The 23,014-nt window shown below is 56.6% G+C and carries 34 protein-coding genes and 2 pseudogenes; 2 read left to right on the forward strand and 34 right to left on the reverse strand.

The genetic code is table 11. The annotated features are described in order from the left end of the window. The first annotated feature begins 87 nt into the window (after nt 1–87). Both hscA and ACN19L_RS09010 read left to right on the forward strand, forming a co-directional pair. Nucleotides 88–1,950 (forward strand): Fe-S protein assembly chaperone HscA, encoded by a 1,863-nt coding sequence (hscA, locus tag ACN19L_RS09005; RefSeq protein WP_426493179.1) that lies wholly within the window; start codon nt 88–90, stop codon nt 1,948–1,950. A 279-nt stretch (nt 1,951–2,229) separates the two neighbouring features. Beyond that, nucleotides 2,230–3,441, forward strand: a complete 1,212-nt coding sequence (locus tag ACN19L_RS09010; RefSeq protein WP_426493180.1) for an anhydro-N-acetylmuramic acid kinase — start codon at nt 2,230–2,232, stop codon at nt 3,439–3,441. 1 nt (nt 3,442) lies between these two features. On the opposite strand, the gene ACN19L_RS09015 is transcribed toward ACN19L_RS09010, so the two are convergent. The 34 genes and pseudogenes from ACN19L_RS09015 to rplD form a co-directional block, all read right to left on the reverse strand. Continuing rightward, complete coding sequence (locus ACN19L_RS09015) at nt 3,443–3,874, reverse strand: hypothetical protein (protein ID WP_426493181.1); 432 nt, start codon at nt 3,872–3,874, stop codon at nt 3,443–3,445. Between the two features lie 30 nt (nt 3,875–3,904). Further along, nucleotides 3,905–4,219 carry an FtsB family cell division protein gene (locus ACN19L_RS09020; RefSeq protein WP_426493182.1) on the reverse strand — a complete coding sequence of 105 codons (315 nt, stop codon included), beginning with the start codon at nt 4,217–4,219 and terminating at the stop codon, nt 3,905–3,907. Nucleotides 4,220–4,408: 189 nt separating this feature from the next. Next, nucleotides 4,409–5,680 carry a phosphopyruvate hydratase gene (eno, locus tag ACN19L_RS09025; protein ID WP_426493183.1) on the reverse strand — a complete coding sequence of 424 codons (1,272 nt, stop codon included), beginning with the start codon at nt 5,678–5,680 and terminating at the stop codon, nt 4,409–4,411. A gap of 73 nt (nt 5,681–5,753) precedes the next feature. Beyond that, complete coding sequence (locus tag ACN19L_RS09030; RefSeq protein ID WP_426493184.1) at nt 5,754–6,065, reverse strand: hypothetical protein; 312 nt, start codon at nt 6,063–6,065, stop codon at nt 5,754–5,756. 75 nt (nt 6,066–6,140) lie between these two features. Next, nucleotides 6,141–6,932 (reverse strand): LytR/AlgR family response regulator transcription factor, encoded by a 792-nt coding sequence (locus ACN19L_RS09035; RefSeq protein ID WP_426493185.1) that lies wholly within the window; start codon nt 6,930–6,932, stop codon nt 6,141–6,143. A 28-nt stretch (nt 6,933–6,960) separates the two neighbouring features. Next, entirely contained in the window at nt 6,961–7,983 is a 1,023-nt protein-coding gene (locus ACN19L_RS09040) for a sensor histidine kinase (protein WP_426493186.1), read from the reverse strand. 286 nt (nt 7,984–8,269) lie between these two features. Continuing rightward, the gene (gene rplQ / locus ACN19L_RS09045) at nt 8,270–8,863 is read right to left on the reverse strand and encodes a 50S ribosomal protein L17 (protein ID WP_426493187.1); all 594 of its coding nucleotides are present in this window, start codon (nt 8,861–8,863) and stop codon (nt 8,270–8,272) included. 224 nt (nt 8,864–9,087) lie between these two features. Next, nucleotides 9,088–10,077 (reverse strand): DNA-directed RNA polymerase subunit alpha, encoded by a 990-nt coding sequence (locus ACN19L_RS09050; protein WP_125427659.1) that lies wholly within the window; start codon nt 10,075–10,077, stop codon nt 9,088–9,090. 149 nt (nt 10,078–10,226) lie between these two features. Continuing rightward, on the reverse strand, nt 10,227–10,832 hold the full coding sequence (gene rpsD, locus ACN19L_RS09055; protein WP_125417677.1) for a 30S ribosomal protein S4: 606 nt from the start codon (nt 10,830–10,832) through the stop codon (nt 10,227–10,229). Nucleotides 10,833–10,956: 124 nt separating this feature from the next. Continuing rightward, a complete protein-coding gene (rpsK, locus tag ACN19L_RS09060) occupies nt 10,957–11,349 on the reverse strand; it encodes a 30S ribosomal protein S11 (protein WP_044003231.1) in 393 nt (130 codons plus the stop codon). A gap of 138 nt (nt 11,350–11,487) precedes the next feature. Continuing rightward, nucleotides 11,488–11,865 carry a 30S ribosomal protein S13 gene (gene rpsM / locus ACN19L_RS09065; protein ID WP_045688471.1) on the reverse strand — a complete coding sequence of 126 codons (378 nt, stop codon included), beginning with the start codon at nt 11,863–11,865 and terminating at the stop codon, nt 11,488–11,490. A gap of 27 nt (nt 11,866–11,892) precedes the next feature. Then, a complete protein-coding gene (gene rpmJ, locus ACN19L_RS09070) occupies nt 11,893–12,009 on the reverse strand; it encodes a 50S ribosomal protein L36 (RefSeq protein WP_044003233.1) in 117 nt (38 codons plus the stop codon). A gap of 9 nt (nt 12,010–12,018) precedes the next feature. Beyond that, the gene (gene infA, locus ACN19L_RS09075) at nt 12,019–12,237 is read right to left on the reverse strand and encodes a translation initiation factor IF-1 (RefSeq protein ID WP_022822146.1); all 219 of its coding nucleotides are present in this window, start codon (nt 12,235–12,237) and stop codon (nt 12,019–12,021) included. Nucleotides 12,238–12,241: 4 nt separating this feature from the next. Next, nucleotides 12,242–13,012, reverse strand: coding sequence for a type I methionyl aminopeptidase (map, locus tag ACN19L_RS09080; protein ID WP_426493188.1), 771 nt, complete (start codon nt 13,010–13,012; stop codon nt 12,242–12,244). A gap of 1 nt (nt 13,013) precedes the next feature. After that, nucleotides 13,014–14,330: a preprotein translocase subunit SecY gene (secY, locus tag ACN19L_RS09085; protein WP_426493189.1), complete on the reverse strand. Its 1,317-nt coding sequence runs from the start codon at nt 14,328–14,330 to the stop codon at nt 13,014–13,016. 12 nt (nt 14,331–14,342) lie between these two features. Next, entirely contained in the window at nt 14,343–14,786 is a 444-nt protein-coding gene (gene rplO / locus ACN19L_RS09090; protein ID WP_426493190.1) for a 50S ribosomal protein L15, read from the reverse strand. A gap of 13 nt (nt 14,787–14,799) precedes the next feature. Continuing rightward, nucleotides 14,800–14,979 (reverse strand): 50S ribosomal protein L30, encoded by a 180-nt coding sequence (gene rpmD / locus ACN19L_RS09095; protein ID WP_044003237.1) that lies wholly within the window; start codon nt 14,977–14,979, stop codon nt 14,800–14,802. 6 nt (nt 14,980–14,985) lie between these two features. Beyond that, nucleotides 14,986–15,588, reverse strand: coding sequence for a 30S ribosomal protein S5 (gene rpsE / locus ACN19L_RS09100; RefSeq protein ID WP_426493191.1), 603 nt, complete (start codon nt 15,586–15,588; stop codon nt 14,986–14,988). 6 nt (nt 15,589–15,594) lie between these two features. Next, the gene (rplR, locus tag ACN19L_RS09105; protein WP_426493192.1) at nt 15,595–15,945 is read right to left on the reverse strand and encodes a 50S ribosomal protein L18; all 351 of its coding nucleotides are present in this window, start codon (nt 15,943–15,945) and stop codon (nt 15,595–15,597) included. Between the two features lie 9 nt (nt 15,946–15,954). Beyond that, nucleotides 15,955–16,509, reverse strand: coding sequence for a 50S ribosomal protein L6 (gene rplF / locus ACN19L_RS09110; protein WP_125427651.1), 555 nt, complete (start codon nt 16,507–16,509; stop codon nt 15,955–15,957). 20 nt (nt 16,510–16,529) lie between these two features. Then, on the reverse strand, nt 16,530–16,928 hold the full coding sequence (gene rpsH, locus ACN19L_RS09115; RefSeq protein ID WP_044003241.1) for a 30S ribosomal protein S8: 399 nt from the start codon (nt 16,926–16,928) through the stop codon (nt 16,530–16,532). A gap of 199 nt (nt 16,929–17,127) precedes the next feature. Then, nucleotides 17,128–17,397, reverse strand: a complete 270-nt coding sequence (rpsN, locus tag ACN19L_RS09120) for a 30S ribosomal protein S14 (RefSeq protein WP_044003242.1) — start codon at nt 17,395–17,397, stop codon at nt 17,128–17,130. Further along, nucleotides 17,390–17,950: a 50S ribosomal protein L5 gene (rplE, locus tag ACN19L_RS09125; protein WP_125417672.1), complete on the reverse strand. Its 561-nt coding sequence runs from the start codon at nt 17,948–17,950 to the stop codon at nt 17,390–17,392. The genes rpsN and rplE overlap by 8 nt, the downstream gene beginning before the upstream one ends. A gap of 29 nt (nt 17,951–17,979) precedes the next feature. Continuing rightward, nucleotides 17,980–18,228: pseudogene (gene rplX / locus ACN19L_RS09130) on the reverse strand (50S ribosomal protein L24); the annotation flags it as partial. A 3-nt stretch (nt 18,229–18,231) separates the two neighbouring features. Further along, nucleotides 18,232–18,600 carry a 50S ribosomal protein L14 gene (gene rplN / locus ACN19L_RS09135; protein WP_110976717.1) on the reverse strand — a complete coding sequence of 123 codons (369 nt, stop codon included), beginning with the start codon at nt 18,598–18,600 and terminating at the stop codon, nt 18,232–18,234. A 1-nt stretch (nt 18,601) separates the two neighbouring features. Next, a complete protein-coding gene (gene rpsQ, locus ACN19L_RS09140; protein WP_125417670.1) occupies nt 18,602–18,892 on the reverse strand; it encodes a 30S ribosomal protein S17 in 291 nt (96 codons plus the stop codon). Between the two features lie 2 nt (nt 18,893–18,894). Further along, nucleotides 18,895–19,107, reverse strand: coding sequence for a 50S ribosomal protein L29 (gene rpmC / locus ACN19L_RS09145; protein ID WP_125417669.1), 213 nt, complete (start codon nt 19,105–19,107; stop codon nt 18,895–18,897). Between the two features lie 3 nt (nt 19,108–19,110). Next, nucleotides 19,111–19,536: a 50S ribosomal protein L16 gene (gene rplP, locus ACN19L_RS09150; protein ID WP_125417668.1), complete on the reverse strand. Its 426-nt coding sequence runs from the start codon at nt 19,534–19,536 to the stop codon at nt 19,111–19,113. 39 nt (nt 19,537–19,575) lie between these two features. After that, entirely contained in the window at nt 19,576–20,445 is an 870-nt protein-coding gene (gene rpsC, locus ACN19L_RS09155; RefSeq protein ID WP_125427649.1) for a 30S ribosomal protein S3, read from the reverse strand. A 5-nt stretch (nt 20,446–20,450) separates the two neighbouring features. After that, on the reverse strand, nt 20,451–20,936 hold the full coding sequence (gene rplV / locus ACN19L_RS09160) for a 50S ribosomal protein L22 (RefSeq protein WP_125417666.1): 486 nt from the start codon (nt 20,934–20,936) through the stop codon (nt 20,451–20,453). Between the two features lie 2 nt (nt 20,937–20,938). Beyond that, complete coding sequence (rpsS, locus tag ACN19L_RS09165; protein ID WP_110976712.1) at nt 20,939–21,217, reverse strand: 30S ribosomal protein S19; 279 nt, start codon at nt 21,215–21,217, stop codon at nt 20,939–20,941. A 75-nt stretch (nt 21,218–21,292) separates the two neighbouring features. Beyond that, nucleotides 21,293–22,048: pseudogene (gene rplB, locus ACN19L_RS09170) on the reverse strand (50S ribosomal protein L2); the annotation flags it as partial. Between the two features lie 40 nt (nt 22,049–22,088). Beyond that, complete coding sequence (gene rplW / locus ACN19L_RS09175) at nt 22,089–22,376, reverse strand: 50S ribosomal protein L23 (RefSeq protein ID WP_426493193.1); 288 nt, start codon at nt 22,374–22,376, stop codon at nt 22,089–22,091. Next, entirely contained in the window at nt 22,376–23,014 is a 639-nt protein-coding gene (rplD, locus tag ACN19L_RS09180) for a 50S ribosomal protein L4 (RefSeq protein WP_044003254.1), read from the reverse strand. The genes rplW and rplD overlap by 1 nt, the downstream gene beginning before the upstream one ends.

Genomic DNA, 23,014 nt, shown 5'->3' on the forward strand with positions numbered 1-23,014 from the left:
GCCTTTTCGCGCCCAAAGCAGTTCTAGCAACCAGGGCGCAATTCCTCTGCCTCTCTCCGGCGCTTCACAACAGCGCATCCTAACTATATGGCCAAAGTCGCAATCAACCTCTCCACCGGGAGCCTGCAGCAAGAAGAAATTATTGTAGGCATTGACCTGGGCACTACCAACTCCCTGGTGGCCTACATTCACCCCGACGGCCGCCAGCCCCAGGCCATCAACGACCAGGGCCGGGGCACCATCGTGCCCTCCGTGGTGCATTTTCCGGTCACCGGTGATGCTCCCATTGTAGGCACCGAGGCCAAGGAATATCTGCTGACCGACCCGCAGAACACTATTTACTCGGTGAAGCGCCTGCTGGGCAAGAGCTACAAAGACCTGGGCCAGCACGCGCAGGAACTGGGCTATAAGGTGATTGACGACAACTCCGAGGGGCTGGTGAAAATCCGGGTGGGCGAGAAGTTCTACTCCCCCATCGAGCTGTCGGCCGAAATCCTGAAGGAGCTGCGCACCCGGGCCGAGCACGCCCTCAAAACGCCCGTGAACAAGGCCGTTATTACGGTGCCCGCCTACTTCAACGACTCGCAGCGCCAGGCCACCCGCGACGCCGGCCGCCTGGCCGGGCTGGAGGTGCTGCGCATTGTGAACGAGCCCACCGCCGCGGCCCTGGCCTACGGCATCGGCCTCTCGCCCGACGAGGAGAAGACCGTGGCCGTGTACGATTTGGGCGGCGGTACCTTCGATATCAGCATCCTGCACCTGCACCAGGGTATTTTTGAGGTGCTGAGCACCAACGGCGACACCTACCTGGGCGGCGACGACCTGGACCGGGCCATTTCCGACCATTGGACCGCCCAGCACAGCCTCGCCGGGCGCCTGCAGGGCAACGGCCCGCTGCAGCAGGAGCTGCGCCTGCTGGCCGAGTCGGCCAAGCGCTACCTCAGCCAGCACGACGACTTTGCCGGCAACCTGGGCGACGACGTGGTGGTGCGCCTCACCAAAACCGAGTTCAACCAGCTGGTGCAGCCCCTGGTAGACCGCACCCTGGCCGCCTGCCGCCAGGCCCTGGCCGACGCCAAGCTCACGCCCCAGCAGCTCGACGCCGTGCTGCTGGTGGGCGGCTCCACCCGCGTGCCGCTGGTGTACGACAGCGTAAGCCAGTTCTTCGGGCAACCCGCCAACAACTCGCTCAACCCCGACGAGGTAGTGGCCCTGGGCGCCGCCATTCAGGCCGACATCCTGGCCGGCAACCGCCGCGACGTGCTGCTGCTGGACGTGACGCCCCTCACGCTGGGCATCGAAACCATGGGCGGGCTGATGGACCCGATTATTCCGCGTAACTCCAAAATCCCCACCAAAGCCGGCCGCCAGTACACCACCTCGGTAGACGGGCAGGTGAACCTGAAAATATCGGTGTACCAGGGCGAGCGGGATTTGGTGAAGGAAAACCGCAAGCTGGCCGAGTTTGACCTGCGCGGCATTCCGGCCATGCCCGCCGGTTTGCCCAAGGTCGATGTGAACTTCCTGCTCAACGCCGACGGCATTCTGAAAGTGGAGGCCATTGAGCTGCGCTCCAACACCCGCCAGAGCGTGGAAATCAAGCCCCAGTACGGCCTCACCGATGAGCAGGTGGAGCAGATGCTGATGGACTCGCTCACCCACGCCCGCGAAGACGTGGCCGCCCGCATGGTGATTGAAGCCCGCACCGTGGCCGAGCAGATGCTGTACCAGGTGGAGCGCTTCGTAGCCAAAAACGGCCAGCACCTCACCCCCGAGGAAATCACCCAAACCCAGACCGGCGTGGAGAAGCTGAAGGCGGCCCTCAGCACCCAGGAAAAAGATACCATCCTGAAAGCCGTGGATGAGCTGGAAGAACTCACCCGCCCCTTCGCCGAGCGCGTGATGAATATCAGCATCAGCCAGGCCATGGCCGGTAAAAAAATCGGCTAAGCTGCCACCCGGCAGCCCGGCAGCCTGCACCAAGCCCCGCGGTCAACAGCTGGCCGCGGGGCTTTTTGTATATGCTGTGGAGAAAGTTACCGGCCTGTTCTGAACCTCCTGCAGCGGCGTAGCCGAAGCTTGACGTTCTACTATTTCCTGAGTGGTTCCGTTTTCTATCTGCAGCTTTACGCCCCCGGCCGACCTCCTGAGCGGCACTAAAGAGTACAAATGCCGTTTCTGCTCCAGCTCGGGTTCCACCGGCGGCAGTAGTCAGCACAAAAAGTTCTTATGAATCCGCACCTCACCCGCCTTTACCAGCTTGCCCAACAACCCAGCCGCCGCATCATCGGGCTGATGTCGGGTACTTCCCTCGATGGGCTGGATGTGGCGTTGTGCCGCCTGCACGGCCACGGCCCCGCTACGCGGCTGGAGCTGGAGCACTTTGCCACGGTGCCGTACGCGGAAGCGGTGCGCCAGCGCATCCGGGAGGTGTTTGCCCGCGAGCAGGTGAGCCTGGAATACCTGACGCTGCTCAACGCCTGGCTGGGCCGCCTGCACGCCGCGCTGGTAAACCAGTGCCTGCAGCAGTGGCAGGTTTCGCCTGCTGAAGTTGACCTGCTGGCCAGCCACGGTCAGACGGTGTACCACGCCCCCGCCCATCAGCACCAGCAACCCGGGTTTGCGGGCCTGAACGCCACCCTGCAGCTCGGCGACGGGGACCACGTGGCAGTGGGTACCGGCATCATCACCCTCAGCGACTTCCGGCAGAAGCACATTGCCGGCGGCGGCGAAGGAGCCCCCCTGGCCGCGTACGGCGACTTTCTGCTGCTCAGCAGCCCCCACGAGGAGCGGCTGCTGCTGAACCTGGGCGGCATTGCCAACTTCACCTACCTGCCCCGCGCCGGCCAGGCCGCCGGCACCGCCTTCAGCACCGATACCGGCCCCGGCAACACCCTGCTCGATGCCACCGTGCGCCAGCACCGCCCCGGGCTTTCCTACGATGCGGACGGCCGCCTGGCCCTGGCCGGCCACATGCACGAGGGGTTACTGCAGGAGCTGCTGGCGCACCCGTTCTTCGCCGCCCCCCTGCCCAAAACCACCGGCCCCGAGTTGTTCAGCCCCGCCTATCTGCAGCAGGCGCAGGCCCACAGCGGCACATTGGAGCTCAGGCTGGAAGACGTGCTGGCTACCCTCACCGAGTTTAGCGCACTGGGCGTGGCCCGGGCCGCCCGGCAGGCCTTTGGTGCCCGGCCCGCCCTGCGCGTGTACGCCAGCGGCGGCGGGGCGCATAACCCGGCGCTACGGGCCGCATTGCGGCGGCACCTGCCCGCGTGCCCGCTGGCCACCACCGAGGCGCTGGGCGTACTGCCCGATGCCAAGGAGGCTATTCTGTTTGCGCTGCTGGCCAACGAGGCCGTGGCCGGGCAGCCCATTACCATGGGTGCGGGCCGGCAGCGGGTACCCGCCATAACCATGGGCAAGATTTCGTTGCCGGGGTAGCCTACCGCAGCGGCACCACCCGAAACGCCTGAATCTGCCGCGCCGCCGAGTCCGGGAACGTCACGTCGAGCTGCACGTGGGGGCCGGGGCGCAGGCTGTCGGCGCGGTACTGGAAGGCCACAAAGGGCTGCACTGTGTCGTCCTCGCGCAGGCGGTAGCCCAGCTTATACAGGTCGATAACCGGGCCGTAGGTGCGGGCCTGGTCGATGATGGGCTGAGTGGCCGCCCGGAACGCCGGCAGTGGCAGCTGTTGCCGGGTGGCGGGGCTCAGCTGCTGGTACGCGGCCTCCCAGTTGCCCGCCAGCACCGCCAGCAGAAACTGCCGCGCTACCTGCACCTGCGAATTAGCCACCTGCTGAGGCGGGCCCGCCGCCGTCAGCAGGTAGCCGGCTACCATCAATGAAAGGATGCGGGAAGTGGCGGACCTGAACATAACCGGTGGGCGGGCAACTACCACGCCAGCTTACTCCTTCTCCTGCGGCACCAGCACAAATACGTCCTCACCGGGGCGCTTCATAATGTATTTCTCTCGGGCAAATTTTTCCAGCAGATCCGGGCTGCTCAGCAGTTCGGCTCGCTCCTTCTTCACCTTATCAATCTCACGGAGGTAATATTCCTTGTCCGTGTTCAGCTCCTGGTACTTGGCGTACATGTCGTACTGCTTCACAAAGTCATTGGCGTCGAACAGGAACATCCACGTCAGGAATGCCAGCCCGGCCAGAAAGTAAAAGCTGCGCAGAAAACGAGGTACTCGCTCGAAGATGTCCGAAGCTTGCATAAACGGGTTGGCTTTCTGGTGGGGCGGCTACTGCAACCGGCCTCAGCAAATATCCGCTATTCCCGGCATACCTGCATATTGCCTGGCACGCCCGCTCACAAAAAAACGGCACCGCCACCCCAGGGGGCGACGGTGCCGTTCAGCACGAATCCGCACAATCAGCGCAATATCACTGCGCCAATCGGTGATTTACATTTTGCGGCCGGGGAAGTAGGCTACCTCGCCCAGTTCCTCCTCAATGCGGAGCAGCTGGTTGTACTTGGCCATCCGGTCGGAGCGCGAAGCCGAGCCGGTTTTGATCTGGCCGGTGTTCAGGGCCACGGCCAGGTCGGCAATGGTGTTGTCCTCCGTCTCGCCCGAGCGGTGGCTCATGATGCTCTTGTAGCCGTTGCGGCGGCCCAGATTGATGGCATCAATGGTTTCCGACAGCGTGCCAATCTGGTTTACTTTGATGAGGATGGCGTTGGCAATCTGCTCATCAATGCCGCGCTGCAGGCGGTTTACGTTGGTCACAAACAGGTCGTCGCCCACCAGTTGGGTGGTTGAGCCGATGCTGTCGGTCAGGTTTTTCCAGCCGGTCCAGTCGTCCTCATCCATACCATCTTCAATGCTGATGATGGGGTACTTCTTGGTCCAGTCGGTCCAGTAGCTTACCATTTCCGAAGAAGTCAGCTTGTCGCCGGTGCTCTTCTTGAAGTGGTAGTGCGAGCCGTCGTAGAACTCCGACGCGGCGGCGTCCATGGCAATCATCACGTCGTCGCCGGGCTTGTAGCCAGCCGACTCAATGGCCTGCAGCACCACTTTAATGGCGTCTTCGTTGCTTTTGATGTTGGGGGCAAAACCACCTTCATCGCCCACGTTGGTGCTCATGCCCTGCTTCTTGAGCACATTTTTCAGGTGGTGGAAGATTTCAGTACCCCAGCGCAGCGCCTCCGAGAACGAGGGAGCACCCACCGGCATGATCATGAACTCCTGGAAGTCGATGCTGTTATCGGCGTGCGAGCCGCCGTTCAGGATGTTCATCATGGGTACGGGCAGCGTGGTGGCGTTTACGCCGCCCACGTAGCGGTACAGCGGCATACCTGCCTCGGCGGCCGCGGCGCGGGCAATAGCCAGCGAAGCCCCCAGAATGGCGTTGGCGCCCAGGTTGGCCTTATTAGGCGTACCATCCAGCTCCAGCATAATTTTGTCGAGCAGGCCCTGCTCAAACACCGAGAAGCCCACCAGCTCTTCGGCAATCTTGCTGTTCACGTTTTCCACCGCCTTCAGCACACCTTTGCCCATGTACTTGGACTTGTCGTCGTCGCGCAGTTCTACGGCTTCGTGCTTGCCCGTGCTGGCTCCGGAAGGAACGGCGGCGCGGCCCACGGTGCCACTTTCAGTCGTTACATCTACCTCAACCGTCGGGTTGCCGCGCGAATCGAAGATCTGACGAGCGTGGATTTCGGTGATAATGCTCATGGGGAAATGGGTTTATGAAACAGAATGCGGTTTTGCGTAATGGCTCCCACGCCATTAGGCCGCAAGGTAAATACTATCCCCGACCTTTCATTCCCAGAATTTGGTCCCATCCCGAAAGCCGGTTGTAAGCCGCCTGCAGCTCCGGGTAGTAGGCCAGCCACGGCTGCTGCCCCGGTTTTACCAGTGTCAGACGCTCCACCCGGTAGCGCTGCTCCAGCAAAAACAAGTGCAGGGCTACCTCCTCGTGCAGGCAGTATTCGCTCTCCAGCCGCATACGGGTAAACCCGCCGGCCGATTCGTGCACGCAGACGCGGGCATACAGGTGGGGTTGGGCAGCCTTGCTGGGGTGCGTGTATAGGTCGAGTTCAACAACCACTCTTTCCATAAAATGCGGGCAGTAAGAAGCCAGCCACCTGTTGGCAGGCAGATTGTGAGACATAAGAAACTAGGGCAAAAACTTCTATCCTTCCAGCCACCGCCGGAACTCCGGGGTCTGGGCCGTGCTAGTCATCAGCGTGGAATCAGTATGGCGCAGCTTTACTACCAGCCGGTTATTGAAGTAGGGTTCTACCCGCTCGATAAACGCAATATTGACCAGCTCCGAGCGGTTCATGCGACCAAACCGGCCGGGGTCCAGTTGCCGCTCTAGCTCTGTGAGGCTACCATTGAGTGGAAACCGGGTGCCGGTGGCATCCACGGCAAACGTCACGCCCTCATCAGCCTGCACGTACATCACATCCTCTACCTGCAGCACGTACAGCCCGTTGCGCATCCGCACCGAAAACCGCTGCCTGTACTGGGGCTGCGCGTTGTGGCGCAGGGCCTGGCTCAGTTCCCGCACTACGTCGGGGCTCAGCATCGGCACCGGCTCCGCCAACTTTTCCGGCATAAAGTTGGCCCGCAGCAGGTGATATTTTTCCAGCGCCGTCCGGAACTGCTCGTAATCAAAGGGCTTGAGCAAGTAAGCAATGCCATTGCCCCGGAAAGCGGCCAGCAGAAACTGGTCGTAGGCGGTGGTGAAGATGATGGGGCAGGTAACCCGGAACCGCTCATACAGCGAAAAGACGTTGCCATCCAGCAACTCAATATCCGACAGGATCAAATCGGGCATGGGGTTTTGCTGCAGCCACAGCAAGGCCTTTTCCACGCTGCGAAGCACGGGTGTTTCCTCCCCTGCCAGCCCGGCGTGCGTCAGCAACTGCTGCACCTGTCGGGCGGCTAGCTCTTCATCTTCCAGAATCAGAATACGCATATAGTTTCCGCTGATGAAGTTCTGTGCATTACGCCGCCGACCACGCCCGCGCCTGGGGCAGCACCGGCACCGTTACCGCAAACTGCTCGGCGGCATTCACTACCACTATATCCCGCTCAAATAGCAGCCGGTACCGCTCCCGCAGGTTCGCCAGCCCCGTTCCCGTAGATTCCACCGGCGTTAGTTTCGGCCGACGGGGGTGACGCACGCTCAGGCTGTCGGGGGTTGCGTCGATGGTGATGCACAGCGGGGACTCTTCATTCCCGGCGTTGTGTTTGATGGCATTTTCGATCAGTAGCTGCAACGTGCCCGGCACCACCATCAGCGTATCCCAATCGGCCGCGGGTGCCAACATCTCCCGAAACGCATAGGCACTGCCGAAGCGGTGCCGCAGGAGATAGATATATTCCTGGGCAAACCGGAGTTCCTCGGCCACACTCACGATATCCTCATCCTTGTGTCGAATCAGAAACCGGTATAATCCGGCAAACCGATTCAGGTACTCATTGGCCTCCAGCGGGTCCTGCTGAATCAGGCCGCGCAGAACGTTCAGGTTATTAAATAAGAAGTGCGGATCAATCTGGGCCTTCAAGTTACGCAGCTCACTTTCCGCCTGTGCCTTCTGCACCAGCAGCAGCCGCTTTTGCATTTCAAAGTACCGCTTCATGGTAATGAAGATGGCCAGCAAGGCATAGCTCATCGCATGCCGAATGGTTACACCAATCAGCCAGCCGCTCACCGTCGTCGGTAGCCGCTGTCCCAGGGTGAAATAGTAGCCGTAGCCATAGAGCAGAATGCTACCAATGACAAACGCCACCAGTAGTAGCAACGCCTGGCGCTTCTGGTAGCCTGATAGGGCGCGTGGCATAATCAGGAATACCAGCACATACACCGCCGCCGAGTCCAGCATAATAGTATAGGCCATCCCCCCCACTCCCCGCATCCACCCAAACTCATGCACGTAGCTGCTCAGCACAAACGGCGTTGCCAATACCCAGTAGGTGGCAATAGCAAACCAATCGGAGCGGGAAGGACGGGGGAGGCGTAGCATGCGCGGATTACTTTCCTGACTGTGAATACTACGGAAATTCCAGAAGTGGAGAACTATGGTACAGCCGCTGGCTTGCCTGGCAGGTATATTCAAAGCAAGCATCCTTGCCGCCATTTGCCAACTCTCCGCTGGTCAGTTCCCCCAAAAAAAGCATGAACCAGCATAAATTCGTGATGGACGAACGGCTGCTTTCATCCTATTCCGGGTGCTATACCTGGTAACATGCAAAAAGGCGCCCCTTGCCAGGAGCGCCTTTTTATATAATCAGCCTGAAAGCTGGGTGCTACTACTCAGCGGCTTTTTCCTCGCGGGTCTCGCCGTCTTTCAGCGTTTCAGTAGCCGTGTCCTCGGGGGCCGCAACCTCCGTGGTGGCAGCCTTGGCCTTTTTAGCAGGCTTGGCTTCCGCTACAACTTCAGCCGAAGTTTCAGCGTCAGCAGCTTTCTTGCTGCCGCCACGACGCGAACGACGGGTAGTGGTAGCTTTGGCTTCGCCAGCGTTTTTGGCTTCCAGCAGGGTCTCGTTGAAGTCCACCAGCTCAATAATGCACAGCTCAGCGTTGTCACCCAGACGGTTCTGGCTCAGCTTGATGATGCGGGTGTAACCACCGGGACGGCCAGCTACTTTAGCGGCTACCGTACCGAACAGCTCTTTCAATACTTCCTTGTTACCAATTTCCGAGAACACCAGACGACGCGAGTGCGTGGTGTCATTTTTCGACTTGGTGAGCAGGGGCTCTACAAACTTGCGCAGGGCCTTGGCCTTGGCCACCGTGGTGGTGATGCGCTTGTGCAGGATCAGCGACGAAGCCATGTTCGAGAGCATGGCGTTGCGGTGCGAGGTCGTCCGACCCAGGTGGTTGATTTTTTTACCGTGACGCATAAAAATGAAAAAGTGTGAGCTTGCGAGCAACGACCACGGCGGAAAACAGGCAGCCACTGGCTGGCTATTCTCACATTAGAACCGCTGCCCCTTGGGGCCCACTGGGTTGAAAGTGTGAATGGGGTGCAAAGGTAGGAAAACCTGAGGCAAAAAAAAGGTGCTAAAGGGAAAATGTGCGAGCTGCACATTGTTCACCTTCAGCACCTTTTCGCGAAGCCGGGCTTCTATTCTTCGTCGAGCTTGTAGCGGCTCAGATCCATCCCGAAGGTCAGACCTTTTTCCTCCACCAGGTTTTCCAGTTCCGTCAGCGACTTCTTACCGAAGTTGCGGAACTTCATCATGTCAGCCATATCCAGCTGCACCAGGTCGCCGAGGGTTTTGATGTCGGCGGCTTTCAGGCAGTTGTAGGCGCGCACGCTCAGGTCCATATCCGCCAGCGGCGTTTTCAGCACCTTGCGCATGTGCAGCGTCTCTTCGTCCACCGTCTCTTCTTCTTCGGCTTTCACCGTTTCGAAGGTCATGGTGCTGTCCGAGAACAGCATGAAGTGTTGAATCAGGATGTTGGCAGCACCTTTCAGCGCGTCCTCCGGATGAATAGAGCCGTCGGTGTGAATCTCGATAACGAGCTTCTCATAGTCGGTCTTCTGCTCCACGCGGGTGTTTTCGATGCTGTACTTCACGTTTTTGATGGGCGTGAAGATGGCATCAATGGCAATCTGACCAAATACTTGGTCAGCAGGCTTGTTCTCTTCGGCGGGAACATAGCCACGGCCTTTCTGAATCGTGAATTCAAATTCCAGCTCAGTGCTGGGATCCACGTTGCAGATGACCAGTTCCGGGTTCAACACCTGGAAGCCGGTCGTGAATTTGTTGATATCGCCAGCCGAGAAGGTGTCCTGGCCCTTCACGCGCACCGTGATTTTATCCTCGATGGCGTCGCTCACTTTCTTGAAGCGAACCTGTTTCAGGTTCAGGATGATTTCGGACATGTCCTCAATCACACCTTCAATAGTCATGAACTCGTGCAGGACGCTGTTGGTGCGAACCGACGTGATGGCGTAGCCCTCCAGCGACGACAGCAGGATGCGGCGCAGAGCGTTGCCGATCGTGACGCCGTAGCCTTTCTCCAGCGGCTTGAATTCAAACGTTCCGTAGAAGTCGTCGGATTTCTCCATTACCACCTTCTCCGGCATTTGAAAAGCTAAGATTGACATAAGTGGGGCGTTTGAAGTAGTGAGTAGCAGACCGTAAGAACGCGGCTAATGTAGCCTGATTTCTTACCGCCTGCTACCCATTTCCAGATATAACAAGGAAAAAAGTCGAAGCAGAGAAACGGCCCGGACTGCCGGGCCGTTCCAAAAAATTACTTCGAGTACAGCTCGACGATGAGCTGCTCCGTGATTTTCTCCGGAATCAGCTCACGCGAGGGGGCACTGATAAACTTGCCCACCATTTCTTTGCCGTCCCACTCCAGCCACGAGAAAGCACGCGCGTTGCGGGCGCTCAGGCTCGTGGTGATGGCTTCCAGCGACTTCGACTTTTCACGTACGGCAACAACGTCACCAGCGCGCAGTTTGTACGAAGCAATGTTTACAATCTCACCGTTTACGGTGATGTGCTTGTGCAGAACGAGCTGACGGGCGGCGCGACGCGTCGGAGCAATGCCCAAACGGTACACCGTGTTGTCGAGGCGCGACTCGAGCAGGCCCAGCAGGTTGTCGCCGGTGATGCCGGGCATCGTGGCAGCCTTGTGGAACAGGTTCTCGAACTGCTTTTCCAGTACGCCGTACATGTACTTCACTTTCTGCTTTTCCATCAGCTGGACAGCGTACTCGCTCTGCTTCTTACGACGGCCACGGCCGTGCTGGCCGGGAGGGTATGCTTTTTTGGTGAGTGCCTTGCTTGGGCCGAAGATCGGCTCATTAAAGCGACGGGCAATCTTGGTTTTAGGACCAGTATAACGTGCCATTTCGGAGTTGTTGAGTGTTGAGGGGGTTGAACCGTTCGAACCGGACGGAAACAGGCTTCGCAAGGGTGAGAAGCAGCTGCAGCAACCGGCTCAGGAAGTCCGCCAGGCGAACAGGTTCAATAAATCAAACGCGACGACGTTTGGGAGGACGGCAGCCGTTGTGGGGCAGCGGCGTCACGTCCTTAATGGTCGTTACCTCAATACCCACGTTACCCAGCGTACGGATGGCCGATTCACGACCAGCACCCGGACCCTTCACGAATACTTCGGCTTTGCGCATACCCAGGTCGTGAGCAACTTTGCCGCAATCCGTCATAGCCATTTGAGCGGCGTAAGGCGTGTTCTTCTTCGAACCGCGGAAGCCCATTTTACCAGCCGAAGCCCAGGAAATTACCTGGCCGTTGTTGTTGGTAATGGAGATGATGATGTTGTTGAACGAGGCCTTGATGTGTACCTGACCTACGGGTTCTACAACGACAACGCGCTTCTTGGCTTTGTCTTTTCTTTTTTGTGCCATTTGGTTATCGCAAAAAACTGCGGAAGGTGTTAGAAAGAATTATGAGAGATGAGAGATAAATGATGTGTTGGGGTTCTTACCGTTCAACTCACCACTCATCACTCATCATTCATATCTTATTCTGATTCCCGCTACAGATTATTTAGTAGCCTTTTTCTTGCCAGCAACGGTCTTCCGCTTGCCCTTACGGGTGCGGGAGTTGTTCTTGGTACGCTGACCACGAACCGGCAGACCTTTGCGGTGACGCAGACCCCGGTAGCAACCGATGTCCATCAGGCGCTTGATGTTCAGCTGCACTTCTGAGCGCAGCACACCTTCGGTCTTATACTCGGCGGCAATCACGCCGCGGATTTCACCGGCTTCGGCTTCAGTCCAGTCTTTCACCTTCTTGTTCAGGTCAACGCCTGCTTTGGTGAGGATCTGCTGGGCAGAAGGACGGCCAATGCCGAAAATGTAGGTCAGCGCGATTTCGCCGCGCTTGTTGTCTGGGATATCTACCCCTGCAATACGAGCCATGTGCTTTTGTAAAAAGGTCTGGTGCTACTAGCCCTGGCGCTGCTTATAGCGCGGGTTCTTTTTGTTGATCACGTAGAGCTTGCCTTTGCGGCGGATGATTTTGCAATCAACGCTACGCTTCTTTACGGAGGTTTTGACTTTCATGTCGTCGGGTTATTTGTAACGGTACACAATGCGTCCCTTCGACAAATCGTAGGGCGACATTTCGAGTTTTACCTTATCTCCCGGCAGGATCTTGATGTAGTGCATCCGCATCTTGCCCGAAATGTGGGCAATCAACTGGTGACCGTTTTCCAGCTCCACGCGGAACATGGCGTTGGATAAGGCTTCCAGGATGACACCGTCCTGCTCAATGGAAGTTTGTTTGGCCATAAGGCTACTGTAAGGCTTTTTCTATGTATTCGAAGGAGGTAAGTATTTCCGCCTTGTCTTTACGAACAACTACGGTGTGCTCAAAGTGCGCGGAGGGCTTCAGGTCTTTCGTACGAATTGTCCATCCATCCTTCTCCTGAACGACGCTTTTCGTCCCGAGATTTACCATGGGTTCAATGGCCAGCACCAGCCCTGTCTGCAGCTTTAGACCCGCGCCACGTTTACCGTAGTTCGGAACATCCGGCCGCTCGTGCAGCTTTTTGCCAATGCCGTGGCCGACCAGTTCGCGTACTACGCCATACCCCTGTTTCTCAACGTGGTTCTGAATGGCATAGCTGACGTCGCCCATCCGATTACCCGCTACCGCCTGTTCGATGCCCAGGTACAGCGACTTCTTGGTTTCTTCCAGCAACTTCGTTACCTCCGGTGCCACTTCCCCTACTGGGTACGTGTATGCACTGTCGGCGTGATATCCATTGAGTTTAACTCCACAGTCGATTGAGACGACGTCTCCGCTTTTCAGTGTGTAGTCGCCGGGAAATCCATGCACCACAACTGAATTGGGCGAAATACAAAGGCTATACTCAAATCCATTGTACCCTTTGAAGGAAGGCTCACCTTTATTATCCCGGATAAACTCTTCGGCGCGGGCATCAAGCTCACGCGTGGTAATTCCTTCCCGGATTAATTTGGCTACTTCTCCGTGGGCCTGAGCCAGCACTTTCGCGCTGGCCCGCATGAATTCTATTTCTTCCTCTGTCTTGTAAAAAATCATCTTACGAAGCCAGAGCAATGTTTTGGGAACGTCCCCGCACCTTGCCGGTCTTCATCATACCGTCGTAATGACGCATGAGCAGATAGCTCTTCACTTGGTTCATAGTATCGAGCACAACCCCTACCATGATGATAAGAGAAGTACCACCATAAAACTGAGCGAAGGGGCGAGTGATACCGGCTACTGTAGCCAAGGAAGGCAGAATGGCAATTACGGCCAACGCAACTGCACCAGGCAGCGTAATGCGGGTCAGTACCTCGTCAATGAATTCCGAAGTATCTCGACCTGGCTTGACGCCGGGGATAAAACCACCACTACGCTTCAGATCATCCGCAATCTGGTTGGGGTTAACGCTGATAGCGGTGTAGAAGTACGTGAAAATGATGATCAGCAACCCGAACACCACGTTATAGACCCAATGATTCGGCTGAAACCACGTACCAATGAGCGTGGCCGTGTCGCTATTCTTATTCCAGGCAGATGCCGCAATGGCAGGCACAAACATCAACGACTGGGCGAAAATGATGGGCATTACACCAGCAGCATTCACCTTCATCGGAATGTATTGACGCTGTGAGCTAAGGCTGGCAGCACCCCCAATTTGCTTGGCATACTGTACGGGAATCTGCCGAACAGCCTGCGTGAGAATGATGACAGCCATTACAACCACGAACAGCAGTACCAGCTCAATCAGGAAGATGAGTGCCCCGTTCATGCCACGGGCCTGACCTTCGCCAATAATTGCACCGGGCAGGCGCGACACTATCCCAATCATGATGATCATGGAAATGCCGTTGCCGATACCTTTATCCGTAATCTTCTCGCCAAGCCACATGCAAAACAGCGTACCCGCTGTTACAATTATGGCTGTAGAAACAGTGAAGAATACGCCGGGATTAACAATTGCTTCTGCGTTGATAGTGGCAATGAAGCCAACCGATTGCAGGGCAACAATTGGAATAGTAAGAATACGCGTGTACTGGTTTATCTTCTTACGTCCCGACTCCCCTTCCTTTTGAAGTTTCTGGAAGTAGGGCACGGCAATTGTGAGCAATTGCAGCACAATAGATGCCGAAATGTAAGGCATGATGCCCAGCGCAAATATCGACGCGTGGCTGAACGCACCACCGAGCAAGGTATCTAGGATACCCAAAACACCAGTAGCCCCGCCCTGCTTTAGCCGAGTCGGATCGACGCCGGGGAGCACCACGTAAGAACCCAGCCGGTAGATGGCAATGAAAAAAAGCGTATTGAAGATCCGCATACGCAGATCTTCAATCGCAAAAATGTTCTTAATCGTGGTGATGAACTTGTTCATTGCCAGTCAGGCTTACAGCGTAACAGCTTTGCCACCGGCTTTCTCAATGGCTTCAATAGCCGACTTCGAGAAAGCGTGAGCATGTATTTCCAGAGCTTTGGTGATTTCACCACGGCCCAGAACTTTGATTTTGGCGTTTTTCGAAGCCAGACCAGCCGTTACGAAAAAGGCGGCGTCCAGCGTAGCAGTACCATCCTCCGTCAGAGCGGCCAGCACATCCAGATTGATGGCTTTGTACTCAACACGGTTGATGTTCTTGAAGCCAAACTTAGGCACGCGGCGCTGCAGGGGCATCTGGCCACCTTCGAAGCCCGACTTCTTGGAGTAACCCGAGCGGGACTTGGCACCTTTATGACCGCGGGTTGATGTACCGCCACGGCCGGAACCCGTACCACGGCCAATGCGCTTTTCATTGCGCGTAGCACCAGTGGCGGGTTGGAGATTGCTGAGATTCATTTTCGGGAGATTCCTAGAGTTCGGTTACTTCCAACAAGTGCTTCACGGCGTTGATCATGCCAGCAACCTGAGGCGTGTTCTCTACGCTCTTGGTGCTGCCCATTTTGCCGAGGCCCAGGGCCTGCACAGTACGTTTTTGACGCTCCGGGCGGTCAATAACGCTTTTTACGAGTTTAATTTGGATCTGCGCCATCTGCTCTTAGCCGTTAAACACTTGAGAGAGAGTAATGCCGCGAGCCTGTGCAATCTGCATGGGGTCACGCATTTTCAGCAGGGCATCGAAGGTAGCCTTTACCACGTTGTGGGGGTTCGATGAACCCTTCGACTTGGCCAGTACGTCTTTGATACCAGCGCTTTCGAATACGGCACGCATAGCACCACCGGCAATTACACCGGTACCGGCAGCGGCCGGCTGCACCAGTACGTAGCCACCCGAGAACTTGCCTTCCATGATGTGGGGCACGGTGTGCTTATACAGCGGCACCTTCACGAGGTTTTTCTTAGCGTCGTCAATGCCTTTGGCAATGGCGTCGGTTACTTCGTTGGCTTTGCCGAGACCGTAGCCTACGGTGCCGTTGCCGTCACCTACTACCACGATGGCCGAGAAGCTGAAGCGACGACCGCCTTTTACTACTTTGGCTACGCGGTTGATAGCAACCACTTTTTCTTTCAGATCAGAGTCACCAGTACGCGACTCTTCTTTGCGGTCATTGCCACCGCGACGGTCGTTGCCACCACCGCGACGGTCGTTGCCGCCCCGGTCATTGCCACCACCACGGTTGCCGTTGTTAAATTCTGCCATGAGGAGTTAGAAATTGAGGCCGCCTTCGCGGGCTCCTTCTGCCAATGATTTTACGCGGCCGTGGTAGAGGTAACCGGAACGGTCAAATACCACTTTCGAAATTCCTTTTGCCTGAGCACGGGCGGCAAGCTCTTTGCCGACTGCGGCGGCGAGGGCGACTCCGTTGCCCCCTTCCACCGAAACGTGCTTCGAGGAAGCAGACGCCAGCGTGTGACCTTTCGTATCGTCGATGATCTGGGCATAGATGCCCGTGTTGCTACGAAAAACCGACAGACGCGGACGCTCGGACGTGCCAGCGACCTTGGTGCGGATGATGCGCTGGATCCGTTTTCTTCTAGTTGCTTTATCGAAAGCCATGGTGTGATATTATTTCGAAGCCGTTTTACCAGCCTTACGACGAATCTGCTCACCCACGAAGCGCACGCCTTTGCCTTTGTAAGGCTCAACTTTGCGCAGCGAGCGAATTTTAGCGGCTACTTGGCCCAGCAGTTGCTTATCAATGCTGGTCAGCGTAACGATGGGGTTTTTACCTTTCTCCGTTACAGCGGTGGCCGTTACTTCTTTGGGCAGAGCCAGGAAGATGTTATGCGAGTAACCCAGCGACAGTTCCAGCGTAGTACCAGCCATTGAGGCTTTGTAACCTACACCTACCAGCTCCAGCTTCACTTCCTGACCGTTGCTCACGCCGTTCACGGCGTTGTTGAGCAGCGAGCGGTACAGGCCGTGCATGGCTTTGTGGCGCTTCTGTTCGGTGGGGCGGGTCACTACCAGCTGACCGTCTTCGGTTGCTACGGTAATGTCGCGGTCAACCGGAACCGTCAGCGTGCCTTTCGGACCCTTCACGGTAACCGTGTTTTCGTTGCTCACTTCAACCTGCACGTTGCTGGGCAGGCTGATGGGCAGTTTACCAATGCGTGACATAGTCTCGTTTTCCTTTCAGATTAGTAGACGTAGCACAGCACTTCGCCGCCCACGTTCTCGGCTTTCGCCTCTTTCTCCGTCATTACGCCCTTGGACGTCGATAGGATTGCAATACCCAGACCGCTGAGTACGCGCGGCAGGTTCTCCACGTGAGCGTACGTGCGCAGACCAGGCGAGCTGATGCGCTCCAGCTTCGTGATGGCGGGCTTTTTGGTAGCCGGGTTGTACTTCAGCGCGATTTTAATCGTGCCCTGTACCGCGGCATCATCAAACCGGTAGCTCTGAATGTAGCCCTTTTTATAGAGCACCTTCGTAATCTCCTTTTTGATGTTGCTGGCCGGGATTTCTACCACCCGGTGGTTAGCCTTGATGGCATTGCGTACCCGGGTCAGGTAGTCGGCAATTGGATCTGTGTTCATTCGATTATGAAAATGAAGCGCCCATTTTTAGGGAGCCGCAAAGATATGAAAATTTCGCCGCCACGGAAAGAGGCGACGAAATTTTCGGTTAAGACTACTCAACTCGGCTTTTGAGGGCTCGGCTGATGGTTTCTTGTGGCAACCTGCCAAGTAACAATGCCTTACAGAAAGCTCTGTGTTGGCAGGAAGAACAGTGGGATTACCAGCTGGACTTGGTTACGCCGGGGATTTTGCCGGCGAGAGCCATTTCGCGGAAACGTACGCGGCTGATGCCAAACTTACGCATGTAACCACGGGGACGGCCGTCGATTTTGTCGCGGTTGTGCAGACGCACGGGCGACGCATTGCGCGGCAGTTTGTCCAGGCCTTCGAAGTCGCCAGCCTCTTTCAGAGCCTTGCGCTTCTCAGCGTAACGGGCTACGGTAGCAATACGCTTCCGCTCCCGTGCTTTCATTGATTCCTTAGCCATTGTTCTGTTTCTTGGCGTTAGCGAAAGGCATTCCGAAAGCGCGGAGCAGCTCGTAGCTCTGCTCGTCGTTCTCAGCCGTCGTTACGAAGGTAATATCCATACCGGCAATCGACTTGATTTTGTCAATCGAAATTTCCGGGAAGATGATTTGCTCTTTGATGCCCAGGGTATAGTTACCGCGGCCATCGAAGCCTTTGTCGTTGATGCCTTTGAAGTCACGAACACGGGGCAGAGCCACCGTCAGCAGACGGTCCAGGAATTCGTACATCTGCTCACCGCGCAGGGTAACGCGGGCGCCGATGGGCATACCTTCACGCAGCTTAAAGTTCGAAACCGAGCGCTTGGCAATGGTTGGAACAGCTTTCTGACCGGTGATGATGGTCAACTCATCAACACCGTTGTCAACCAGCTTCTTGTCAGCTACTGCAGCACCAATACCGCGGTTAATGCAGATTTTGGTGATGCGCGGTACCTGCATGATGCTCTTGAACTGGAATTTCTCCTGGAGCGCCGGTACTACTTCTTTCTGATATTTTTCTTTCAGTCGAGCCATGGTCGTAGAGCGGATTAGGCGTTAGCCGAGTCTACGCGCTTCACGTTGCTCACGTGAATCGGTGCCTCGATCTTGGTGATGCCGCCCTGGGGGTTCTTCGCACTGGGTTTGTTGTGCTTGGTTGCCAGGTTCAGGCCTTCCACGATAACACGCTGCGTCGAACGGTTCACCGATTTGATAACACCGGTTTTGCCTTTCTCGTCGCCGGCAATCACCAGAACGGTGTCACCAGTTTTCACGTGCAGTTTCGCGGGCGTTGCTTTGGTTTTCGTTGCCATTGCTTAGAGAACTTCAGGAGCCAGCGAAACAATCTTCATGAACTGCTTTTCACGCAGTTCGCGGGCCACTGGGCCGAAGATGCGGGTACCGCGGGGCTCGTCGTTATTGTTGAGCAGTACGGCAGCGTTGTCGTCGAAGCGGATGTACGAACCGTCTTTGCGACGTACTTCCTTCTTCGTGCGAACAACTACTGCTTTCGAAACTGCGCCTTTTTTAGCGTTGCCGGAAGGAATAGCCGATTTGATGGCTACTACAATCTTGTCGCCTACGCTGGCGTATTTCTTGCCCGTGCCACCGAGGACACGGATGCAGAGAACTTCTTTGGCGCCGCTGTTATCAGCGACGGTCAGACGGGATTCTTGCTGTATCATCTTACTTGGCGCGTTCTACAATTTCTACCAGTCTCCACCGCTTGTTCTTGCTCAGCGGACGGGTCGACATGATGCGAACCGTATCCCCTTCGCCACATTCGTTGTTCTCGTCGTGGGCCATAAATTTGGTCGACTTGGTAACGAACTTGCCGTAGATCGGGTGTTTCATTTTGCTTTCTACCATCACCGTAATGGACTTGTCCATTTTCGATGAGGTAACGCGCCCGATGATTTCTTTGCGCAGGTTCCGCTCAACGGCGGTAGTGCCTTGCTGTTCTTCGTTGCTTGCCATCGTTAGTTAGCAGTGTTAGTAGCCTGCTCGTTCTCGCGACGCTTCAACTCGGTCAGCAGACGGGCGACATTTTTGCGGGCTTGCTTCAGACGGAGGGGGTTCTCCAGGGGCGAGATGGCGTGCGCAAAGCGCATGGTCTGGCCGTTGGTCTGCTCCGACTTAATCTGGTTTTTGAGGTCCTCCAGGGAGAGGGCGCGGATTTCTGCGTTCTTCATCTTTTACTTGCTTTCTACGTAGTCGCGACGAACAACAAAAGAGGTCCGAACTGGCAGTTTCTGCGCAGCCAGACGCAGCGACTCCTGCGCTACTTCCAGGGAAACCCCATCCGATTCGAACATGATGGTGCCGGGTTTCACACAGGCCACCCAATACTCGGGCGAACCTTTACCCTTACCCATCCGCACTTCAGCGGGCTTCTTGGTGATCGGCTTATCTGGGAAGATGCGGATCCAAACTTGACCTTCGCGTTTCATGGCGCGGGTCATGGCAATACGAGCTGCCTCAATCTGGCGAGCCGTAATCCACGCTTGTTCCAGCGACTTGATGGCGAACGAACCGAAGTCAATGGAGCTGCCGCGGTGGGCTAAGCCATGCACGCGACCCTTTTGCATCTTGCGATACTTGGTCCTTTTCGGTTGTAACATGAGTTATCTTGAATTAAAATTCGAGAGAAAAGAAAAGGACTAGCGACGGGGGGCGCCACCGCCCTGACCGCCACGGTTCTGGCCACCCTGGCCACCGCGGCGCTGTCCGCCACCTTGGCCACCACGGTTGTCACCGCCACGGCCTTCGCCACCCCGGTCATTCCGGTCGCGACGCGGGCCACGGTCACCGCCACGGTCACCACGCTCACCGCGTGGGCCACGGTCGTTGCGGCTGTCGCCACCCTGACCACCGGCCGGCTGCTGGTTGGGGGAGAGGTCGGGCTTGCCGAATACCTCACCACGCATAACCCACACCTTGATGCCGATTTTGCCATATACCGTCTGAGCTTCCGACAGAGCGTAGTCGATGTCAGCGCGCAGGGTATGCAGCGGAGTGCGTCCTTCTTTGTATTGCTCGGAACGAGCAATTTCAGCACCGCCCAAACGGCCACCGCACTGGATCTTGATGCCTTCGGCACCAACGCGCAGAGCAGCCTGGATAGCCATTTTCATGGCCCGGCGGAACGAGATACGCGCCTGCAGCTGCTGAGCAATGCTCTCACCTACTAGTTTCGCGTCGAGTTCCGGGCGCTTAATTTCGAAGATGTTGATCTGAACGTCTTTGCCGGTAATCTGCTTCAGCTCGTCTTTGATCTTATCAACTTCCTGACCGCCTTTACCGATTACCACACCCGGACGAGCCGTGTTGATGGTGATGGTTACACGCTTCAGGGTACGCTCGATTACGATGCGGCTGATGCCACCTTTCGGGATACGAGCGTTGATGTATTTGCGGATTTTCTCGTCCTCAACCAGTTTGTCGGCAAAGTCCTTGCCGCCGTACCAGTTCGAGTCCCATCCTTTGATGACGCCCAGACGGAAGCCAACCGGATTTACTTTCTGTCCCATAGTGCTTATGCGGTGGCTTCTGCCGTGGTTTCAGTGGATTTTTTAGCCGAGCTGCGACGGGTCGATTTTTTCGGAGCCTCGTCAACACCCGTGGCAGCTGATTTAGTTTCGGCAGCTTGCTTGGCGGCAGCTTTGCTACCGAGGGGCTCCACTTTCGAATCAATGATCAGCGTCACGTGGTTGCTGCGCTTGCGGATGCGGTGGCCACGACCCTGGGGGGCAGGGCGCAGGCGCTTCAGCATACGGCCTTCGTCCACGAAAATCTCTTTGATATAGAGGTTAGCATCTTCGATGCGCTCATCCTCGTTTTTCTGCTGCCAGTTGGCCAGAGCCGACAGGAGCAGTTTTTCGATTTTAGGAGCACCCGAGTTAGCCTCGAATTTCAGCAGGCCCAGAGCACGAGTCACTTTCTGACCGCGTACTAGGTTGGCTACCAAGCGCATTTTGCGCGGCGAGGTAGGCACGTTCCGGAGTTTAGCTACTGCTTCCATGATTAGCGCTTGCCTTTATCTTTCTTGGCGATATGGCCGCGGAAGTTACGGGTGGGAGCAAACTCACCGAGTTTGTGTCCTACCATGTTCTCCGTTACATACACCGGGATGAACTTATTGCCGTTGTGCACAGCGAAGGTGTGGCCAACGAAATCAGGCGAAATCATCGAGCGGCGCGACCAGGTCTTCACCACCGACTTTTTGCCGGACTCGTCCATTGCCGATACTTTCTTCTCGAGCCGGAAGTCAATGTACGGCCCTTTTTTTAGTGAACGTGCCATTGCTTATTTCTTGCCTTTCCGGCTTACGATCAGGTTCTCGGAATACTTATTCTTGTTACGGGTCTTCTGGCCTTTCGAGAAGATACCGTTACGGCTGCGTGGGTGACCACCCGACGACTTGCCTTCACCACCACCCATGGGGTGATCCACGGGGTTCATGGCTACACCACGAACACGGGGGCGACGGCCCAACCAACGGTTACGACCGGCTTTGCCGAGACGCACGTTCATGTGGTCGCCATTGGAAACGGTACCAACCGTGGCCATGCAGGTAACCAGTACCATGCGCATTTCGCCGGAGGGCAGTTTCAGGGTGGCGTACTTGTCTTCGCGGGCTACCAACTGCGCGTAGGTACCAGCCGAGCGGGCCATGGCAGCACCATTACCGGGCATCAGCTCGATGTTGTGCACAATGGTACCCAGCGGAATCTCGCGCAGGGGCAGGGAGTTGCCTACTTCCGGAGCTACGCCCGAACCCGACACTACTGAAGCACCTACGGCCAAACCGGCAGGAGCAATAATGTAGCGCTTCTCACCATCGGCGTACTGCAGCAAAGCAATACGGGCGGTGCGGTTAGGATCGTACTCAATCGTCTTCACCGTGGCCGGAACGCCGGCTTTGTCACGCTTGAAGTCGATGATACGGTACTTGGCTTTGTGACCACCGCCAATGTAGCGGTTGGACATTTTGCCCGAGTTGTTACGGCCACCGGAGTTTTTCAGGGGTGCCAACAGCGACTTCTCCGGCGTCGACGCGGTAATCTCGTCGAAGGCCGGGGCGATGCGGAAGCGCTGACCCGGTGATGTTGGTCTTAGTTTTTTGAGTGCCATTACTCTTGCTTAGGAAAAAATTCTTGGCGGGAAGGCAGGCTTACAGCGTGCTGTAGAAGTCGATTACGTCGCCTTCTTTCACGGTCACGATGGCTTTTTTGCCATGCGGACGACGGCCGGAAACGGCGCCGCCTTTCGTGAACTTCGATTTCACTTTGCCGATGGTGCGGATGGTGCTGATGCCCAAAACCGTTACCCCGTACAGTTGCTCAATCTCTTTCTTGATCTGAACCTTGTTGGCGTCGATAGCCACTTCGAAAGCGTACTGGCTTTTCTCGTTCAGACCCGTAGCCTTTTCAGTTACGATGGGTTTCTTCAGGATGCTCATTACTCAGCAGTGGTATAGAGTTGTTCCAGTGCGCTCAACCCATCTTCCGACAGCAGCAGGGTGTCGGTGTTCAGCAGATCGTGGGTGTTCAGAGCTACCGGGGTAGCTACGCTCACGCGCTGAATGTTGCGGGCCGACAGAACCACGTTCTTGTCAACCGAACCAGTTACCAGCAGGGTCTTGCGGCCGTTGTTCAGCTTCAGACCAGCCAGGATGGCGGCAAACTCCTTGGTTTTGGGGGTCGACAGGGAAATGTTTTCCACTACCGATACCTTGCCGTCTTTGGCCAGCGCCGACAGAGCCGACAGACGAGCCAGACGCTTGGTTTTCTTGTTCAGCTTGAAGCCATAGTCGCGGGGCTGCGGACCGAAAATACGGCCACCACCTACGAATACACCCGACTTCATGGAGCCGGCGCGAGCTCCACCCGTACCTTTTTGCTTCTTCAGCTTCTTGGTGGTGCCGTGTACTTCGTTACGCTGCTTCGACTTGTGCGTACCCTGGCGCTGGTTGGCCAGGTACTGCTTCACGTCGAGGTACATCACGTGCTCGTTCGGCTCCAGGCCGAAGATGGCGTCGGACAGGGTAACCTTACGGCCGGTGTCCTCGCCTTTGATGTTGATTACTGACAGTTCCAT

Origin of the sequence: Hymenobacter sp. 102, assembly GCF_049949205.1 — a bacterium.
In the GTDB taxonomy this organism is placed as follows: Bacteria; Bacteroidota; Bacteroidia; order Cytophagales; family Hymenobacteraceae; genus Hymenobacter.

Excerpts from the sequence above, each read along its gene's own strand:
- hscA (WP_426493179.1), top strand. The coding sequence starts at position 88 with ATGGCCAAAGTCGCAATCAACCTCTCCACCGGGAGCCTGCAGCAAGAA.
- ACN19L_RS09010 (WP_426493180.1), top strand. The coding sequence starts at position 2,230 with ATGAATCCGCACCTCACCCGCCTTTACCAGCTTGCCCAACAACCCAGC.
- ACN19L_RS09015 (WP_426493181.1), bottom strand. The coding sequence starts at position 3,874 with ATGTTCAGGTCCGCCACTTCCCGCATCCTTTCATTGATGGTAGCCGGC.
- ACN19L_RS09020 (WP_426493182.1), bottom strand. The coding sequence starts at position 4,219 with ATGCAAGCTTCGGACATCTTCGAGCGAGTACCTCGTTTTCTGCGCAGC.
- eno (WP_426493183.1), bottom strand. The coding sequence starts at position 5,680 with ATGAGCATTATCACCGAAATCCACGCTCGTCAGATCTTCGATTCGCGC.
- ACN19L_RS09030 (WP_426493184.1), bottom strand. The coding sequence starts at position 6,065 with ATGGAAAGAGTGGTTGTTGAACTCGACCTATACACGCACCCCAGCAAG.
- ACN19L_RS09035 (WP_426493185.1), bottom strand. The coding sequence starts at position 6,932 with ATGCGTATTCTGATTCTGGAAGATGAAGAGCTAGCCGCCCGACAGGTG.
- ACN19L_RS09040 (WP_426493186.1), bottom strand. The coding sequence starts at position 7,983 with ATGCTACGCCTCCCCCGTCCTTCCCGCTCCGATTGGTTTGCTATTGCC.
- rplQ (WP_426493187.1), bottom strand. The coding sequence starts at position 8,863 with ATGCGTCACGGTAAAAAAATCAACCACCTGGGTCGGACGACCTCGCAC.
- ACN19L_RS09050 (WP_125427659.1), bottom strand. The coding sequence starts at position 10,077 with ATGTCAATCTTAGCTTTTCAAATGCCGGAGAAGGTGGTAATGGAGAAA.
- rpsD (WP_125417677.1), bottom strand. The coding sequence starts at position 10,832 with ATGGCACGTTATACTGGTCCTAAAACCAAGATTGCCCGTCGCTTTAAT.
- rpsK (WP_044003231.1), bottom strand. The coding sequence starts at position 11,349 with ATGGCACAAAAAAGAAAAGACAAAGCCAAGAAGCGCGTTGTCGTTGTA.
- rpsM (WP_045688471.1), bottom strand. The coding sequence starts at position 11,865 with ATGGCTCGTATTGCAGGGGTAGATATCCCAGACAACAAGCGCGGCGAA.
- rpmJ (WP_044003233.1), bottom strand. The coding sequence starts at position 12,009 with ATGAAAGTCAAAACCTCCGTAAAGAAGCGTAGCGTTGATTGCAAAATC.
- infA (WP_022822146.1), bottom strand. The coding sequence starts at position 12,237 with ATGGCCAAACAAACTTCCATTGAGCAGGACGGTGTCATCCTGGAAGCC.
- map (WP_426493188.1), bottom strand. The coding sequence starts at position 13,012 with ATGATTTTTTACAAGACAGAGGAAGAAATAGAATTCATGCGGGCCAGC.
- secY (WP_426493189.1), bottom strand. The coding sequence starts at position 14,330 with ATGAACAAGTTCATCACCACGATTAAGAACATTTTTGCGATTGAAGAT.
- rplO (WP_426493190.1), bottom strand. The coding sequence starts at position 14,786 with ATGAATCTCAGCAATCTCCAACCCGCCACTGGTGCTACGCGCAATGAA.
- rpmD (WP_044003237.1), bottom strand. The coding sequence starts at position 14,979 with ATGGCGCAGATCCAAATTAAACTCGTAAAAAGCGTTATTGACCGCCCG.
- rpsE (WP_426493191.1), bottom strand. The coding sequence starts at position 15,588 with ATGGCAGAATTTAACAACGGCAACCGTGGTGGTGGCAATGACCGGGGC.
- rplR (WP_426493192.1), bottom strand. The coding sequence starts at position 15,945 with ATGGCTTTCGATAAAGCAACTAGAAGAAAACGGATCCAGCGCATCATC.
- rplF (WP_125427651.1), bottom strand. The coding sequence starts at position 16,509 with ATGTCACGCATTGGTAAACTGCCCATCAGCCTGCCCAGCAACGTGCAG.
- rpsH (WP_044003241.1), bottom strand. The coding sequence starts at position 16,928 with ATGAACACAGATCCAATTGCCGACTACCTGACCCGGGTACGCAATGCC.
- rpsN (WP_044003242.1), bottom strand. The coding sequence starts at position 17,397 with ATGGCTAAGGAATCAATGAAAGCACGGGAGCGGAAGCGTATTGCTACC.
- rplE (WP_125417672.1), bottom strand. The coding sequence starts at position 17,950 with ATGGCTCGACTGAAAGAAAAATATCAGAAAGAAGTAGTACCGGCGCTC.
- rplN (WP_110976717.1), bottom strand. The coding sequence starts at position 18,600 with ATGATACAGCAAGAATCCCGTCTGACCGTCGCTGATAACAGCGGCGCC.
- rpsQ (WP_125417670.1), bottom strand. The coding sequence starts at position 18,892 with ATGGCAAGCAACGAAGAACAGCAAGGCACTACCGCCGTTGAGCGGAAC.
- rpmC (WP_125417669.1), bottom strand. The coding sequence starts at position 19,107 with ATGAAGAACGCAGAAATCCGCGCCCTCTCCCTGGAGGACCTCAAAAAC.
- rplP (WP_125417668.1), bottom strand. The coding sequence starts at position 19,536 with ATGTTACAACCGAAAAGGACCAAGTATCGCAAGATGCAAAAGGGTCGC.
- rpsC (WP_125427649.1), bottom strand. The coding sequence starts at position 20,445 with ATGGGACAGAAAGTAAATCCGGTTGGCTTCCGTCTGGGCGTCATCAAA.
- rplV (WP_125417666.1), bottom strand. The coding sequence starts at position 20,936 with ATGGAAGCAGTAGCTAAACTCCGGAACGTGCCTACCTCGCCGCGCAAA.
- rpsS (WP_110976712.1), bottom strand. The coding sequence starts at position 21,217 with ATGGCACGTTCACTAAAAAAAGGGCCGTACATTGACTTCCGGCTCGAG.
- rplW (WP_426493193.1), bottom strand. The coding sequence starts at position 22,376 with ATGAGCATCCTGAAGAAACCCATCGTAACTGAAAAGGCTACGGGTCTG.
- rplD (WP_044003254.1), bottom strand. The coding sequence starts at position 23,014 with ATGGAACTGTCAGTAATCAACATCAAAGGCGAGGACACCGGCCGTAAG.